This window comes from Hydrogenophaga sp. BPS33 (genome assembly GCF_009859475.1).
In the GTDB taxonomy this organism is placed as follows: Bacteria; Pseudomonadota; Gammaproteobacteria; order Burkholderiales; family Burkholderiaceae_C; genus Hydrogenophaga.
On record NZ_CP044549.1, the window covers coordinates 2,587,806 to 2,603,933 of the forward strand.

The window sequence follows — 16,128 nt, forward strand, 5'->3', positions numbered from 1 at the left end:
TGTGCAGGTCTACAGGGGCCAGTCCAGCGCCCGTTGGCTTTCAAAGGCCCGTGCGTCACCGGTCACCGGATCGGTGAAGGCGATGGACCGCGCCAGCAGGCGCAGCGGGTTCGCAAAGTCTTCCGCTTCCTGTGGCCCGCGCAGCACCTCTGGGTAGAACTGGTCGCCCACGATCGGCAGGCCCAACGCGTTCATGTGCACGCGCAGCTGGTGGCGCTTGCCCGTCACAGGTTCGAGCCGGTAGCGCGCCCAGCCGCCTTGTGCTTCCAACAGGTCCAGGTGCGTCTCGCTGTTGGGCTCGCCCGGGGTCTCGTTCATGCGGAAGAACGCGTCGTGTGCCTCTTCGATGCGGCTGCGGCGCAGCAGGGGCCAGGTTCGGGTGGCGTCGAAGCGTGCGATGGCCTGGTACACCTTGTGCACGGCGCGGTCGCGGAACAGCGCCTGGTACGCCGCGCGCTCTTCGGGCCGCACGCTGAACACCACCAGTCCGGCCGTCTCGCGGTCGATGCGGTGGATGGGGCTGAGCGTGTCGATGCCGAGCCGGTTCTTCAAACGCACCAGCAGGCTTTGCTGCACGTAGCGGCCGGTGGGCGTGACCGGCAGGAAGTGCGGCTTGTCGGCCACAAGCAGGTGCTCGTCCCGGAACACGATGGTTTCCTCGAACGGCACTTCAGGTTCGTGTTCGAGCTCGCGGTAGTAGTAGAGGCGAATGCCTGGGGTGAAGCGCGCATCGGGCAGCAATGCCTGGCCCAGGTCGTCGAGCACCTCGCCGCGCGCCATGCGTTGTTCCCAGTGGTCGCGCGGGACGGCGGGCAGGCGCTCGGCCAGGAAGTCGATCAGCAGCGCCCAGGGCGCGGGCTTGTCGTAAGGCAGCGCGACACAACTCGCAGAGACGCCCTTGCGCGACGGGATGGCGGGGTTCTTCGGCGGGCGGGCCATGGCGGCCTACGCAAGGCGCGCGCTCAAGCGCGGCGAAACACGAGGTCCCACACGCCGTGGCCGAGCTTCAGGCCCCGGTTCTCGAACTTGGTGAGCGGGCGGTAGCCGGGCTTCTCCACGAAGCCCGTGCCACCGGGCGCTGCGGTGTTCTGCAGCAGCGGTTCGGCGCTGAGCACCTCCAGCATCTGCTGCGCGTAGGGCTCCCAGTCGGTGGCCAGGTGCAGGTAGCCGCCGGGCTTGAGGTGGCGCGCCAGGCGGTTCACGAATGGTCCCTGGATGAGGCGGCGCTTGTGGTGGCGGCTCTTGTGCCAGGGGTCGGGAAAGAAGATGTGCACGCCATCGAGCGAGGCCTCGCCCAGCATGTGGTCCAGCACCTCGACCGCGTCGTGGCGCACGATGCGGATGTTCTCCAGCCCCTGTTCGCCCACCAGCTTGAGCAGCGCGCCCACGCCCGGTTCGTGCACCTCGCAACACAGGAAGTTGTCCTGCGGCCGCAGGGCGGCGATGTGCGCCGTGGCGTTGCCCATGCCAAAGCCGATTTCCATGACGAGCGGGGCGTCACGGCCAAAGGCGGTCGTGGCGTCGAACGCGCCGGGCGTGTAGTTCAGCAGAAAGCGCGGGCCGTGTTGCTCCAAGGCGCGCGCCTGGCCGGGCCCCACGCGGCCGGTGCGCAGCACATAGCTCTTGATTTCGCGCAGGTGGGTGGTGTCGCTGGGCGGGGTGCGCGGCTGCGCGTGGCGGGGGTCGGTCATGAAAGAAGACGGCGGAGGCGTTCGGTCGGCGAAGGGACGGATTTTAGGCGTCCCACGCGGCTGTCCAATGCGCCAGCGCCTGCGCCACGGTGGCGCCCCGCGTGGCGGGCGGCAGCCCCAGGGCGCGCGCGGCCCGCTCCAGCGCGGCGAGTGGCTCGCCCAGGTCCAGCGCCTGCGCGCCGTTCTGCTTGCTCAGTTTCTCGCCGTTGTTCCCCAGCACGAGTGGCGTGTGCAGGTACAGCGGCGTGGGCAGGCCGAGCGCGCGCTGCAGCAGGATCTGGCGCGCGGTGTTGTCGGCCAGGTCCTCGCCGCGCACCACGTGGGTAATGCCTTGCGCCGCGTCGTCCACCACCACGGCCAACTGGTAGGCCCAGAGGCCGTCGGCGCGCTTGAGCACGAAGTCGCCGACCTCGGTGGCCACGTTCTGCTGTTGCGCGCCCAGGCGGCGGTCGAACCAGTGCAGGCGTCCCACGTGGCCGACTTCGAAGCGCCAGGCCCTGGCCGGTTTGCCTTGCAGACCGCCGTGCTCCGGGCGGCAGGTGCCGGGGTAGACCGCGCTGTGGTGGCGCTCGCGTGTGATGCCACGCGCCAGCAAGGCGGCCTCGATGTCCTTGCGCGAACAGGCGCAGGGGTAGACATCGCCATGCTCGGCCAGCGCGTCGAGCGCGGCCTGGTAGTGCGCGCCGCGCTGCGATTGGTGCAGCACGGCTTCGTCGCTTACCAGGCCGCAGGTGGCGAGTTGCTCCAGGATGAGCCGGTCCGCGCCCGGCACGCAGCGCGGTGTGTCCACGTCTTCGATGCGCACGACCCAGGTGCCGCGATGCGCGCGCGCATCGAGCCAGCTGGCGAGTGCCGCGACGAGAGAGCCCGCGTGCAGCGGGCCGGTGGGGGAGGGGGCGAAACGGCCCCTGTATGGGCCGCGTGGGTTCATCTCGCCATTGCGAGCGCCATCTCCAGGCCGGAGACGAACGCGTCTTCCACCCGATGGCCCAGGCACCAGTCGCCGCACACGCCGATGCCCAGCGCCGGGTCGTACAGGTGGCTCTGGCCCAGCGGTGTCTGCGTCTGCGCGAAGCGCCAGCGGTAGGCCACCGCGTGGGTCGGCGTGGCGCGGATGCCGGTGATCTCGGCGAAGCCCTTGAGCAGCTTGGCCTTGGCGCGTTCGCTGTCGTCTTCCAGGTGTTTGGTCGACCAGACCGGGCTGGCCTGGATGGTCCAGCGCTCGATCGGGTCGCGCCCGGGCTTGCTCGATTCGCGGGCCAGCCAGCTGATGCGGTGGTGGGTGCTGCGCGCGGCATTCCATTGCGGGCCCAGGTGCGGCAGGCCGGGCTGCATCGCCTGCGGGTAGGCCACCATCAGCGTCCAGCAGGGCGCCACGTGCACGGGGGTCAGCGCCCGGCGCAGTTCGGGGGCGAGGCCCGAGGCGAGCAGCAGGTCGTGGATCTGCGGGTGCGGCATGGCCAGCACGACGCGGTCGAAGCCGCCCAGCACCTGTTGCCCGTCCTGGGCGTCTTGCGCGCGCAGTTGCCATTGCTCGGGGTGCAGCGCATCGGGCTCGATGCGGGTCACGCGCGTGTCGAGGAGGGCGCGCGCGAGCAGGCCGCCATGCAGTTCGGGCTGTGCCAGGGGCCGAGCCCAGAGCTCGACCAGGGCGCCCATGCCGGGGGAGGCCACGAAGTGCGGCTCGGTCGGCGGCGGCGCGCTGGCCAGCACGTGGCCGAGTTCGTCGAGCACGCGCACGGTGCTGGCGCTCCAGGGGCGCACCAAGGCGGTGGCGTTGCTGCGCAGCGCGGTTTCGAAGCGTTTGTCGCGCACGGTGAAGTACTGCGCGCCGTGGTCGAAGCCGCCGAACTCGGTGCGCAGCGTGGCCATGCGTCCGCCGAATCCGTGGTTCTTCTCCAGCAGCGTGACGCGGTGGCCCGCCTGCACCAGCGTGCGCGCGGCGACCACCCCGGCCATGCCACCGCCGATCACCGCGATGTGCAAGGGAGCGGAGCCGGCCTTGGCGGCCTTTGATCGGGGGGCGGGCGCGGCTGCGGCGCGAGGCTTCTTGGTGTTGGTCATGTCTCTGGACGCGGTGGAGGTTGGGTGTGATCGACTGTAGCAGTGCTAGACCTGATGGTGGTTGTTCAGCAGCGCCTCGCGGGTTTTCGGGTTTTGCAGCCGGTCGAGCCACCAGCGCAGCGCCTGACCCGCGTCGCTGGCACGGGCGGGCTGGCGCCAGGCATAGGCCACGCGCAAGGACCGGTTGGGACGCTGCACGCTTTTCACCACCAGGCGCCCGGTGTTGATGAAAGGCTGCGCCAAGGCCAGGGGCAGGAAGCCGGCCCCCAGGCCGCGCAGTTGCGCTTCCAGCTTGTGCTGCATGGTGGGCACTGTCAGCACGTCCTGTCCGGGCAGCAGGTTGTGCGTGACGCCGCGCCCGCGCTGCGTGCTGTCGGCCACGGCCACTGCGCGGTGTTCGCGCAGTTCCTCGTCGCGCAGGGCATGCGTGGCCGCTGCCAGTGGGTGGTGCGGTGCCACGGCGTAGACGAAGCCGATCGTGCCCAGTGGGGCGGACTGGAAGTCGTGTAGCGAGAGCTCGCTCGTCACCCCCAGCGCGATGTCGGCCTGGCCACTCTGCAAGGCCTCGACGGTGCCCGACAAGGTTTCGGCGCGCAGCTTGAGGCGGGTGGGCGCGCCTTCGGCGTAGAAGGCCTCGCACAGTTCGTACAGTGTGGCGCGCGCGATGATCGCGTCGGCGGCGATCGTGAGTTGCGGCTCCCAGCCTGTGGCCACGCGCTTGACGCGCTGGGCGACGGCGTCGAGTTCGTTCAACAGGTATTGCCCCGAGCGCAGCAGCTCGGCGCCGGCGGGGGTGAGCACGGCGCGGCGCGCGCTGCGGTCGAACAGCAGCACGTCCAGCGCGTCTTCGACCTGGCGCACGCGGTAGGTCAAGGCGCTGGGCACCATGCCCAGTTCGCGCGCGGCGGCGGCCATGCTGCCCAGGCGGGCGACCGCTTCGAGCAGGCCCAGGTTTTCGGGCGAGAGGGCGGCGCGGGGTGTGGAGGTGGCCATGTCGGGCGATTTTTCATTCAAACGATTTGAATGATGCCATCAAAATCGTGCGGTCAAAACGGCGTGTTGTCCTCGCACAATCCTCCCATGCCAGCCGAGATCCCGGTCGGCCCCACGGAAGATGGAAAGGACCACACCATGCTCCAGATTCGACGCTCCGAAGCCCGCGGCCATGCCGACCACGGCTGGCTCAAAAGCCAGCACTCGTTTTCTTTTGCCGAGTATTTCGACCCCGCCTGGATGGGCTGGGGCAACCTGCGCGTGATCAACGAAGACCGCATCGCCCCGGGCACCGGCTTTGGCACGCACGGCCACCGCGACATGGAAATCATCAGCTACGTGCTGCAGGGCAACCTGGCGCACAAGGACAGCATGGGCAACGTCAAGGGCATTCCGCCGGGTGACGTGCAGCGCATGAGCGCGGGCAGCGGCGTGCGCCACAGCGAGTTCAACCGCGCGCCCAACAGCACCACGCACTTCCTGCAGATCTGGATCGAGCCCAACGTGACGGGCATCGACCCCGGCTACGAGCAGAAGAGCTTCTCCGACGCCGAAAAGCGCGGCCAGTTGCGGTTGGTGGCGTCGCCCGATGGCGCGCAAGGCTCGGTGACGATCCATGCCGATGCCTCGCTGTATGCCGGCCTGCTCGATGGCGAGCAGACCGCCGAACTCGCGCTGGACCCGTCGCGCAAAGCCTATGTGCACCTGGTGCGCGGCGAGCTGGACGTCAACGGGCAGCACTTGCGCGCCGGTGACGCCGCCGTGCTGGCCGATGAGAGCCGCATCGAGCTGGCCAAGGCCCAGGACGCCGAAGTGCTGGTGTTCGATCTCGCGCCCTGATCCTGTTTTTTCTTGTTTTCCCTTAACCTGTCGACTTTTCAACCAAGGAACTCACCACCATGAACGCTCTGCAAAATCCCCTGGCCCTGATCGGCCGCATCCTGCTGGCCATCCTGTTCATTCCCGCAGGCTTCGGCAAGATCGCCGGTTTCGCCGGTAGCGTGGGTTATGCCACCGCCATGGGGCTGCCGATGGCGCAAGTGGGCGTGGCGATTGCGCTGGTGATCGAACTGTTCGGTGGCATTGCGCTGCTGATCGGCTATCGCACCCGCATCGCCGCCATTGCTTTGGCGGTCTTCACGCTGGTGGCCAGTTTCTACTTCCATGCCTACTGGAGCCTGCCGGCCGAGCAGCAGATGATGCAGCAGCTCATGTTCTTCAAGAACCTCGCCATCACGGGTGGCCTGCTGGCTTTCGCCGCCTTCGGTGCAGGCGCCTTCAGCCTGGATGCGCGCCGCAAGGACGCCTGAGTCTTCCCGGTTTTCTCTCTTTCTTTCTTTCGCGGCGCCTGGGGCGCCGCGCTTTTTTTATTCAAGGAAGGTTCTTGCATGCCTCACATCGTTGTGGTCTATCACTCGGGTTACGGCCACACCCAGCGCATGGCGCAATCGGTGGCACAGGGCGCGGGCGCGGAACTGCTCGCGATCGATGCCGACGGCAACCTGCCCGAGGGCGGCTGGGAGACGCTGGACGCGGCCGATGCCATCGTCTTTGGCGCGCCCACCTACATGGGCAACGTGAGCTGGCAGTTCAAGAAGTTTGCCGACGCCTCGAGCAAGCCCTGGTTCGCCCAGAAGTGGAAAGACAAGATCGCCGCCGGTTTCACCAACAGCGCGGGCATGAACGGCGACAAGCTGAGCACCCTCAACACCTTGTTCACCTTGGCCATGCAGCACGGCATGATCTGGGTCAGCCAGGGCCTCATGCCCAGCAACACCAAAGGTGCACAGCGCAACGACGTGAACTACCTGGTGAGCTACAGCGGGGCGATGGCGCAGTCGCCTTCGGATGCGGGGGCTGGGGATATGTTGCCTGGGGATCTGGAGACGGCGCGGCTGTTTGGAGAGCGGGTGGCAGTGGTTGTGGATCGGTTCGTGCGTTGAGTTTTTTTCTTCTATTGAAGTGAGTTTTTTGCTTTCGTGGCGAGCCGGGTCTCGGCCCGGCGGCCGACTCACTTTTCTTTGCTTCGCCAAAGAAAAGTAAGCAAAAGAAAGGCGAGCCGAAGACCGGGCCCCTTCGGGGTTCCTTGCGCTGCTCGGTGCGCGGGGAGAAGTTCGCAAACTCGCTTCGCTCAAACACGCGAACTTCTTTTTCCCCGCACCCCTGCGCTGCTCAGCCCGGTCCAACGGCGGAATGCGGGAGCGGGATCACCCTCACCCCAGCCCTCTCCCGCTTGCGGGAGAGGGAGCAAAACCCGCTCTCCGGCGTGCGTGCCCCATCCAGAGGCATCGAGGGTCCGGCTCCGCCGGCCCGAGATGCCGTCCCCCCTCGAAGCGCCGAAGGCGCGCAACAGAGGGGGGAAGCCGCGTCAGCGGCGCAGGGGGGTGTTACCTGTACACCTTGCGCAGCAAAGTGATGAGCGTGTCCAGCTCGTCGGGCGTGAGCCGGCCCGCCACGTCGCGCTCCAACGAGGAAGCGGTGGCCTGGGCGTTGTTGTAGAGGGTTTGCCCCTCATCAGAAAGGTGAAGTCCCTGCGCACGCCGGTCGTTGGGATGCGGCTTGCGCACCACAAGTCCGCGCTTCTGCAGGCTCTTGATCATGCCGACCAGGTTGGGCGGGAGGATGTCCAGCGTGGCGCAGATTTGCCGCGAGGTCACGCCCGGGTTGTACGCGACCACCGAGAGCACCGAGAAGTCCACCGGCCGCACGCCATACGGCGCCATGCGGCGAAGGAACACCGCGATCACCGCCAGCGCGGCGCGGCGCGCGTTGTAGCCCAGCAGCGATTCCAGGAACGAGGTGTCGATACCGTGGGACTCGCTCAGACCGTCCAGAGAAGCGTCGTGCGCGTGCGAGCGGCCGCTGACGGCCTTGCGTGGAACGCCGGTGCGGCGAAGGGCATTGGCGGTGGAATGTTGTGGCATGGGGGGCGACTTTAGCCTCAACGCAAGGGGTCGGCCAGGGTGGTCTCCAGGATGCCCTGGCGCAGCTGGAACTCGGGCCAGACCCAGCGCCAGAAGGCGTTCTGCGCCTCTTGGACGTGTGGCTCGGGCCGTTTGGCTGTTGCGATTCGGTCCCAGGCCCAGGCCATGAGCAAGAGCGCCAGCGCGCGCAGGAAATCGTCCGCGAGGCGGTAGGGCAGGTCGGGTGCGTCGGCTTGCCGGGTGCGCGGCAGCAGCCCGTCGCGCACCAGGTGCTGCAGCTGCGCCAGCGCGTCGATGGCGCGCGGGTCGCGCAGGTCCTGGCCCAGGTCGGCGAGCAGGGCCTGCAGCGCCGCGCCGCCGTCGGGCAGGGTCTTGCGCACCAGCAGGTCGATGGCCTGGATTTCGTTGGTGCCCTCGTAGATCATGGCCACGCGCGCGTCGCGCACGTGCTGTTCGATACCCCATTCGCGCACGTAGCCGTGGCCGCCGAACACCTGCAGGCAGGCGCTGGCGCCGCTGAAGGCCTGCTCGGTCCAGGCCGACTTGAGCACCGGTGTGACCAGGCTGCACCAGCGTGCCGCGGCTTCGCGCCGCGCGCCATCGGGGTGGTGTTTCTGCGTGTCGAGTTCGAGCGCGGTGCGGTAGGCGATCACGCGCCCGGCATCGATCCAGGCGCGCTGGGTGTGCAGGATGCGCTGGATGGCCGGGTGCAGTCCAATAAGATCGGCCTCGCCCGATCGGCTGGCGCTGCCCGGCGCGCGCATCTGGCGGCGCTCCTGCGCGTAGGCGTGCGCCTTCTGCCAGGCCGCGTCCAGCAGGCCGATGCCTTGCAGCCCGACCAGCAGGCGCGCGGCGTTCATCATCACGAACATCGCGTTTAGGCCTTTGCCCGGTTCGCCGACGATCGATGCCTCGGCTTCGTCGAAGCGCAGCACGCAGGTGGGGCTGCCGTGCAGGCCCATCTTCTCTTCGATGCGTTCACAGAAGACCGCGCTGCGCTGCCCGTTCTCGTCGAACTTGGCCACGAGGAACAAGGACAGCCCTTTGGGCCCGGGCGGCGCATCGGGCAGGCGCGCGAGCACCAGGTGCACGATGTTGTCGCTGAGGTCGTGTTCACCGCCGGAGATGAAGATCTTGGTGCCGCTGAGCGCGTAGCGCCCGTTGGCCAGGGGCGCGGCCTTGGTGCGCACCAGGCCGAGGTCGCTGCCCGCATGGGGTTCGGTGAGGCACATGGTGGCCAGCCACTCGCCCGTTGCGAGCTTCTCCAGGTAGCGCGCCTGGAGCTCCGCGCTGCCATGGTGGCGCAGGCATTCGTAGGCACCGTGCAGCAGGCCCGGCGCCATGGTCCAGCCGTGGTTGGCGGCGTTGAGCATTTCGTGCAGCACCGCTTCCACCACCGTGGGCAGGCCCTGGCCGCCATGCTCGGTGGCGCAGGCCAGCGACGGCCAGCCGGCCTGCCAGAAGGCCTGGTACGCATCGCGAAATCCGGGTGGCATGGTGACTTGGCCGTCGTGCCACCGCGCGCCCACTTCGTCGCCTTCGCGGTTGAGCGGGGCGATCACCTCGCCCACGAACTTGCCCGCTTCTGCGATCACCTGGGTGAGCAGCCCGGTGTCGGCGTGTTCGGCCATGGCGGGCAATTTGGCCAGGCGCTCATGGGCGCGCAGCACGTCGAACAGGAGGAAGGCGTGCTCGGCGGGGTTCGGCTGGTAGGCGTTCATGGCAAGGGAAGGTCAGCGGCAGCTGAAACTGCTGGCCGATTCGATGGGGCCGCTGCCGTTGTAGGTGGCCACCGTGGGGTAGGCACACAGCGGACGTGTGCGGTTGGTGGCCCAGTCGGCGGGCAACTCGGCGTTGACGCCACCGGCGTTGCCCGCGCCGCGCGCGCTGGCGGTCACCGCTTGTGGCGCCACGCCTTGTTCGACCCACTTCACCAGCGGACCGAGCAGGTCGAACTGGTCGGCGGTGGGGCCGGCGCTGCAGTGGTTCATGCCCGGCACGGGGAAGTAGCGCGCGAAGTCGCTCGCCTTGCCGCCTTGTGCGGTGTTCAGGCGTTCGAACCACTGGCGCGTGTCTTCGGCGGAGAAGATCGCGTCGCTCACGCCGTGGTACAGCACCATCTTGGCGCCGCGCGCGCGCAGGGGCTGCAGGTTGGTGGGCTTCTCGTGGCCGGGCGGGCTCATCAGCGCGAGGCCGGACTCCTTGTACGTGTCGCTGGTGGCGGAGATGGCCGGCAGCAGCACGTCGATGCGGGCACCGGCGATGTCCGCTGCTGCGGCCGGCGGCGCGGTGAACACGGTGCCGACCGAGAGCGGGTCCAGCGCCACGCTGTTGACGAACTTCCAGGTCGCCCAGTTGTTGCCGGCGATGCCCGGGTCGTACGGGAACGCGCTGTAGATCGGTTGGCCGTTGCTGGCCTTGCCGCCCGCATGCACCTGGGCCAGCACGGTTTTCTGTGCCGGGGTGAGGCAGCTGCCATCGCGCGCGCCGCTGCAGGTGGGCACGTCGCGCGCCACGTCGAAGGCGGCCTGGCAGGCTTGCGTGGCTTGCACCAGGCCGTCTTTCAGGCCATCAAGCGCGTCGCAACGGTTGAGCACGGCGCGCGCCACGGTCTGGCGTTCGGCGGCGTTCAAGGCGCTGCCCAGGTCGGGAATGCTGGCGTTGGGGTTGAGCGGGTGGCGCACCGTGGCACCGGGCGTGGCCAGCGGGCTCCAGCGCTGTGCGCCCCAGAGTTGCGCCAGTGCGGCGTTGGGCAGTCGGTACCCGGGGGCGCCGATCAGGTAACCGTCGTACTGGTCGCCCAGGCGCGAAGCGGCGACCATGGCATGGCGCCCACCGTTGGAGCAGCCGCCGATGTAGGAGCGGTCGGGCGCTTTGCCGTAGGCGTTGGCGATCAGCGCCTTGGCCATGGGCGTGAGCTTGGCCACGGCCTGGTAGCCGTAGTCCAGGCGGGCCTGGGGCTCCAGGCCGAACACCGCCGTTTGCGGGCCGCTGTGGCCGGCGTCGGAGCTGATCACGGCGAAGCCTTGCACCAGCGCGCCGGTGACGGGGCCGCCGCCGAGCGCGCCCTGGGCCGGCTGCACGTTGCCGTCCAGGCCGCCGTTGCCCTGGTAGTAGAAGCGGCCGTTCCAGGCCTGCGGCAGGCGCATTTCGAAGCCGATGGCGTAGTCGCGCCCGTCGCTGCCCTTGCGCTTGTGCATCTGGCCTTTGACGAGGCAGTGCGCGGCCACCGGTTGCCCGCCGAGCGTGAGGCCACCGGCGGCCACGGGGGCGGCGGAGTCGATCGTGGTCTGGTCGAAGCGGAACTGGCCCGCCAGCGCCTCGCACTGGCGCAGGCCGGCGCCCACGGCGGGTGAGAGCGGCTGGGTGGGCACCGGTGGCGTGGTGCTGCAGGCCGCGATCAACAGCCCCAGCCCGAGGGGCGTCAGGGGCAGAAAGGCGGTGCGTCGCCGTGTGTTCTTCATCTGTGTCTCCTCGGGGTTGAAAAGGGGTCAGGCGTTTTGTCTTGCCGCACCGAGATAGGTGTCGATCACGCGCGGGTCACTCGCCAGTTCGCGCGCCGGCCCTTGCGCGCTGAGTTCGCCCATTTCCAGCACGTAGCCGTGGTCGGCTACCTGTAGTGCGGCGCGCGCGTTCTGCTCCACCAGCACGATGGTCACGCCGGTCTGGCGCAGCCGTTCGATGATGGCGAAGATCTCCTTCACGATCAGCGGGGCCAGGCCCAGGCTGGGCTCGTCGAGCATGAGCAGGTCGGGCGCGGACATGAGCGCGCGGCCCACCGCGAGCATCTGGCGTTCACCGCCCGAAAGCGTGCCGGCGAGTTGCACGCGGCGTTCCTGCAGGCGCGGGAAGATGCTGTAGACGTCGTCCAGGCGGCTGCGCCATTTCGCATTGCCCAGGCGCATCTGGCGAAAGCCACCCAGCAGCAGGTTGTCTTCCACCGCCATGCTGCCGAACAGCTCGCGCTTCTCGGGCACGAGCGCCATGCCGTTCATGACGCGCTCTTCGAGCGACAAGGCGCTGATGTCCTGCCCCCGGAATTCGATCACGCCCTGGCCCGGCAGGATGCCCATGAGCGTGTTGAGCAGCGTGGACTTGCCCGCGCCGTTGGGGCCGATGACGGTGATCACGCCGCCGGTGGGGGCTTCGATGTCGATACCGTGCAACACCTCGGCACGGCCGTAACCGGCGCGCAGGCCTTTGACTTGGAGGATGGGTGTGCTCATGTTCAATGCTCCGTGCCGAGGTAGGCGGCGCGAACTTTGGGATCCTGTTGAACCTGTGCCGGCGCCCCTTGCGTGAGCAAGGTGCCGAACTCCATCACCACCAGGTGGTCGCAGATCTGCATCACCAGGTCCATGTCGTGTTCCACCAGCAGGATGCTCATGCCTTCGCGCTTGAGCTGGCGCAGCACGTCGGCCAGCGCCTGCTTTTCCTTGTGGCGCAGGCCGGCGGCGGGTTCGTCGAGCAGCAGCAATGTGGGGTCGGCGCAGAGCGCGCGGGCGATTTCCATCAAGCGTTGCGGGCCCATGGCCAGGTTGCCGGCCTGCTCGTGCAGGTAGGCACCCATGCCGATGCGCTCCAGTTGGCGCTGCGCTTCGCGGAACAGTTGCCGTTCTTCCGCGCGGTTGGCGCGCGCCATGGCCGGCAGCACGCCTTTGCGCCCGCGCGTGTGCGCGCCCAGGGCCACGTTCTCCAGCACCGTCATGTCCGGGATCATCTTCACGTGCTGGAAGGTGCGCGCCATGCCCAGCTGTGCGATGTCGCGCGAGGGCAGGCCGATCATGTTGCGGCCCTGAAAACGCACTTCGCCGCGCGTGGCCGGCAGCACGCCGGTGATGAGGTTGAAGGTGGTGGACTTGCCCGCGCCGTTGGGGCCGATGAGGCCGACGATCTGGCCGGCGTGGATCTGGAAGCTGATGTCGTTCACGGCCACCAGGCCGCCGAACTGCATGCGCGCGCGGTCCACGTCGAGCACCAGGTCCCCGGTCGCAGGCTTGGCGCGCTCGGGCAGGGCGGCGGCGTTTTCCCAGTCGACCTTGCGGGGCTTGGCGGGCCGGTTGCGGCCCACGATGGACCACAGGCCATCGGGCAGGTATTTCAGCACCACCACCAGCGCGATGCCGAAGACGATCACTTCGTAGCTGCCGCTGGTGCCGATCAGCTTGGGCAGCAGCACCTGCAGCTGGTCTTCCAGCACGCGGATGAGGCCCGCGCCCACGATCGCGCCCCACACGTATCCCACGCCACCGATCACCGCCATGAACAGGTACTCGATGCCCATCTTCAAGCCGAAGGCAGAGGGGTTGACCGTGCGCTGGAAGTGCGCCAGCAGCCAGCCCGCGACGGATGCGAACAGCGCGGCCAGCACGAACATCGTGACCTTGTAGCGGAAGGTGTTGATGCCCATGGCCTCGGCCATCTGCGAGCCGTTCTTGAGCGAGCGCATGGCGCGGCCGGCACGCGAGTCCAGCAGGTGCAGCAGGGCGGCCACGAAGGCCAGCAGGAGGAACCAGGTGAGCACGAAGAAGGCGCGGCCCTGGCCGATGTCGAAATCGCCGATGGCCAGGCTCTTGATGCCGAGCAAGCCGTCGTACTTGCCCAGCGCATCGAGGTTGCCCATGAGGTAGTAGAGCGACAGGCCCCAGGCGATGGTGGCCAGCGGCAGGTAGTGGCCCGACATGCGCAAGGTGATCAACCCGACGATGAGCGCGCTTCCGGCGGTGAGCGCCATGCCGATGAAGAGCGTGAGCCACGGCGACATGCCCAGGTTGAGCGTGAGCCAGGCGGTGGTGTAGGCGCCGATGCCGACGAAGGCCGCCTGCCCGAACGAGGTGAGGCCACCCACGCCGGTGAGCAGCACCAGGCCGAGCACCGTCATGCTGTACATGCCGATGTAGTTGAGCTGGGTGATCCAGAAGTCCGGTAGGGGAAGGACCGCGATCAGCGGGATCGCGAGGGCCAGGATCAGCAGCCCGAGGTGTTGTGGTTTCGGCATGTCAGTGGTCCTCGTCGGAATGCTTGCTGCTGAGTGAACGGAGCAGCAAGACGGGGAGGATCAGGGTGAACACAATCACTTCCTTGAATGCGCTGGCCCAGAACGAGCCGAAGGCTTCGATCACGCCCACGCCGAGGGCCGCGATCAGCGCGCCCGGGTAGCTGGCCAGGCCGGCGGCCACGGCGGCCACGAAACCCTTCAGGCCGATCAGGAAGCCCGAGTCGAAGAACACGGTGGTCGTCGGGCCGATCAGCAAGCCCGAGAGCGCGCCGATGAAGGCCGCCATGGTAAGCGTGAGCTGTCCGGAAGCCTGCGACGAAATGCCCATGAGCCGCGCGCCCGTGCGGTTCACCGCGATGGCGCGCAAGGCCTTGCCGCGCAGCGAGCGTTCGAAGTACAGCCACAGCAGGACGATCAGCGCGACCGTGGCGGCGAAGGTGATGATGGCCTGGCCCGAGAGCATCACGGGACCGATGGTGAAGCGCGTGTCCCAGAACGCCGGGTTGCGGAAGCCTTCGGCACCGAAGAACAGCAGGCCCAGGCCGGTGAGCGCGAAGTGCACGCCGACCGAGACGATCAGCAGCACCAGCGGCGTGGAACTCTCCAGCGACTGGTAGGCCACGCGGTACACCAGCGGCCCATAGACCGTGACCACCGCCACGCTCAGCACCGCCTGCACCCACAAGGGCAGCAACTGCGGTGCGGCCCAGATGGCGAGAACGGACACGAGCACCGGCAGCACCACCAAACGCGCCGCGGCCTTGAACGCGGGGAGTGCCCGGCGCTGGGTGCGCCAGACCTGCACCAGCTCCATGAGCGCGGCCACGGCGGCGAGCAGCAACAGCAGCCACACCGTGCCCGGCACCTTGCCGGTCTGGAAGATGGCCAGGGTGAGCGCGCCATACGCGACGAACTCGCCCTGGGGAATGAAGATGATCCGGGTGACGGTGAACACCAGGACGATGGCCAGGCCCAGCAGCGCGTAGACGGCGCCGTTGGTGAGGCCGTCCAGCGTGAGGATGCTGGCGATGGAGAAATCCATGGGGAGCCTTAGCTAGGAAAAGATGCGCTGAAAAAGAAACTCAAACGGCGACGCAAGGAGACACCTATCAAACACAGACCACTGCACGCGTGCCCCTCACCCCAGCCCTCTCCCCAGAGGGGCGAGGGAGCAAGACACGCGCTCCGGAGCGAAGTGTCTTCATCCAGAGGCACCGAGGGACGGCTCTGCCGGCCCCAGGTGTCGTCCCCCCTCCAAGCGCCGAAGGCGCGCTAGAGAGGGGGGAAGCTGCGAAGCAGCGCAGGGGGGAGGGTCGAGTTCACTCGACCTTGAACTTCCCGTCGACGACTTTGAGCATCACGCCGGTCTCGTTCGTGTAGCCCCAGTGGTCGTCCTTGGTCCAGTTCATCACGCCGTGCGCGAAGACCGTGCGGCCCATGGTTTCAAACGCGTCGCGCAGGCCGGCGCGGAACTCCGGCGTGCCGGGCTTGCCTTTCTTCAGTGCGATCGGCACTGCCTTGTTCAGGGCGATGGCCGCGTCGTAGCTGTGGCCGGCGAACTGGTTGCGCTGGCCTTGGCCGACCAGTTTTTCATACTGGGTCACGAAGTCGATCGCCAGTTTCTTGGACGGGTGGTTGTCGGGCAGCTGCTCCGCTATCACGGCAGGGCCCGAGACCACGAAGGAGCCTTCCACGTCCTTGCCGCCGATGCGCACCAGGTCGGGCGTGGCCGCGGCGTGCGTCTGGTAGATCTTGCCCTTGTAGCCGCGTTCGACGATGGCCTTGTGCGGCATGGCGGCGCCCGAGCCCGAGGCCACGACCAGCATGGCATCGGGATTCGCGGCGGTGAGCTTGAGCGCCTGCGGCGTCACGCTGGTGTCGGTGCGGGCGAAGCGTTCTGCCGCCACCACCTTCATGCCGGCCTTCTCGGCCAGCGGCGTGATGGCCTTGAGCCACAGTTCGCCATAGGCGTCGGTGTAGCCGAGGAAACCGATGGTCTTCACGCCTTGCTTCTTCATGTGCTCGACCATGGCGTGCGCCATCACGTCGTTGCCTTGCGGCAGGCGGAACATCCATTGGTCGGCACCCGGGGGCACACCCACGGGCGAGGCGGCCAGCTGCACGGTCTTGGCTTCGGTGGCCACGGGCGTGATGGCCGCTGCCACCGGCGTCAGGCACGAGCCGATGATCAGGTCGACCTTGTCCTCGGTCACCAGGCGGCGCGCGTTGGCCGCGCCCTTGCCCGGATCGCTCGCGTCGTCCAGGATGATCAGGTTGACCTTCTCGCCCGCGATGGTCTGCGGAAACAGCTTGAACTGGTTCTGCATCGGAATGCCCAGGCCGGAGCCCGGGCCGGTGAGCGAGAGGATGACGCCGACGTTGATGTCGGCCAGCGCAGCGGTGCTGGCCAGGGCCGTGACGGCCACGGCGATGAGGGTCTTGACGGCTTTCATGCGAT

15 protein-coding genes are annotated in these 16,128 nt (G+C 68.1%); 3 read left to right on the forward strand and 12 right to left on the reverse strand.

What is annotated here, in order from left to right; translation table 11 throughout:
* Positions 1 to 9 precede the first annotated feature (9 nt).
* Genes F9K07_RS12025 through F9K07_RS12045 form a run of 5 tightly spaced genes read right to left on the reverse strand, consistent with a single transcriptional unit; the run spans position 10 to position 4,748 of the window.
* Positions 10 to 939, reverse strand: coding sequence for a pseudouridine synthase (locus F9K07_RS12025; RefSeq protein ID WP_159593369.1), 930 nt, complete (start codon positions 937 to 939; stop codon positions 10 to 12).
* A gap of 23 nt (positions 940 to 962) precedes the next feature.
* Positions 963 to 1,691 carry a tRNA (guanosine(46)-N7)-methyltransferase TrmB gene (gene trmB, locus F9K07_RS12030; protein WP_159593372.1) on the reverse strand — a complete coding sequence of 243 codons (729 nt, stop codon included), beginning with the start codon at positions 1,689 to 1,691 and terminating at the stop codon, positions 963 to 965.
* Positions 1,692 to 1,734: 43 nt separating this feature from the next.
* Positions 1,735 to 2,622: a tRNA glutamyl-Q(34) synthetase GluQRS gene (gluQRS, locus tag F9K07_RS12035; RefSeq protein WP_159593375.1), complete on the reverse strand. Its 888-nt coding sequence runs from the start codon at positions 2,620 to 2,622 to the stop codon at positions 1,735 to 1,737.
* On the reverse strand, positions 2,619 to 3,755 hold the full coding sequence (locus tag F9K07_RS12040; RefSeq protein ID WP_159593378.1) for an NAD(P)/FAD-dependent oxidoreductase: 1,137 nt from the start codon (positions 3,753 to 3,755) through the stop codon (positions 2,619 to 2,621). The genes gluQRS and F9K07_RS12040 overlap by 4 nt, the downstream gene beginning before the upstream one ends.
* 45 nt (positions 3,756 to 3,800) lie before the next feature.
* Entirely contained in the window at positions 3,801 to 4,748 is a 948-nt protein-coding gene (locus F9K07_RS12045) for a LysR family transcriptional regulator (RefSeq protein WP_159593381.1), read from the reverse strand.
* 138 nt (positions 4,749 to 4,886) lie between these two features.
* On the opposite strand from F9K07_RS12045, the gene F9K07_RS12050 reads away from it, so the two are divergent.
* From F9K07_RS12050 to F9K07_RS12060, 3 genes are all read left to right on the forward strand, one after another.
* Positions 4,887 to 5,588, forward strand: a complete 702-nt coding sequence (locus tag F9K07_RS12050; protein ID WP_159596910.1) for a pirin family protein — start codon at positions 4,887 to 4,889, stop codon at positions 5,586 to 5,588.
* 59 nt (positions 5,589 to 5,647) lie between these two features.
* On the forward strand, positions 5,648 to 6,058 hold the full coding sequence (locus F9K07_RS12055) for a DoxX family protein (RefSeq protein ID WP_159593384.1): 411 nt from the start codon (positions 5,648 to 5,650) through the stop codon (positions 6,056 to 6,058).
* Between the two features lie 78 nt (positions 6,059 to 6,136).
* The gene (locus F9K07_RS12060; protein ID WP_159593387.1) at positions 6,137 to 6,691 is read left to right on the forward strand and encodes a flavodoxin family protein; all 555 of its coding nucleotides are present in this window, start codon (positions 6,137 to 6,139) and stop codon (positions 6,689 to 6,691) included.
* Between the two features lie 444 nt (positions 6,692 to 7,135).
* Here the strand turns inward: F9K07_RS12060 and F9K07_RS12065 are convergent, their stop codons facing one another.
* From F9K07_RS12065 to F9K07_RS12095, 7 genes are all read right to left on the reverse strand, one after another.
* Positions 7,136 to 7,672, reverse strand: a complete 537-nt coding sequence (locus F9K07_RS12065) for a MarR family winged helix-turn-helix transcriptional regulator (protein WP_159593390.1) — start codon at positions 7,670 to 7,672, stop codon at positions 7,136 to 7,138.
* 17 nt (positions 7,673 to 7,689) lie between these two features.
* Positions 7,690 to 9,393: an acyl-CoA dehydrogenase family protein gene (locus tag F9K07_RS12070; RefSeq protein WP_159593393.1), complete on the reverse strand. Its 1,704-nt coding sequence runs from the start codon at positions 9,391 to 9,393 to the stop codon at positions 7,690 to 7,692.
* A gap of 12 nt (positions 9,394 to 9,405) precedes the next feature.
* Positions 9,406 to 11,136, reverse strand: a complete 1,731-nt coding sequence (locus F9K07_RS12075) for a tannase/feruloyl esterase family alpha/beta hydrolase (RefSeq protein ID WP_159593396.1) — start codon at positions 11,134 to 11,136, stop codon at positions 9,406 to 9,408.
* A gap of 27 nt (positions 11,137 to 11,163) precedes the next feature.
* A complete protein-coding gene (locus F9K07_RS12080; RefSeq protein ID WP_159593399.1) occupies positions 11,164 to 11,898 on the reverse strand; it encodes an ABC transporter ATP-binding protein in 735 nt (244 codons plus the stop codon).
* A 2-nt stretch (positions 11,899 to 11,900) separates the two neighbouring features.
* A complete protein-coding gene (locus F9K07_RS12085; protein WP_159593402.1) occupies positions 11,901 to 13,670 on the reverse strand; it encodes a branched-chain amino acid ABC transporter ATP-binding protein/permease in 1,770 nt (589 codons plus the stop codon).
* Position 13,671: 1 nt separating this feature from the next.
* On the reverse strand, positions 13,672 to 14,712 hold the full coding sequence (locus F9K07_RS12090) for a branched-chain amino acid ABC transporter permease (protein WP_159593405.1): 1,041 nt from the start codon (positions 14,710 to 14,712) through the stop codon (positions 13,672 to 13,674).
* A gap of 277 nt (positions 14,713 to 14,989) precedes the next feature.
* Positions 14,990 to 16,123 (reverse strand): ABC transporter substrate-binding protein, encoded by a 1,134-nt coding sequence (locus tag F9K07_RS12095; RefSeq protein ID WP_159593407.1) that lies wholly within the window; start codon positions 16,121 to 16,123, stop codon positions 14,990 to 14,992.
* Positions 16,124 to 16,128: the final 5 nt, after the last annotated feature.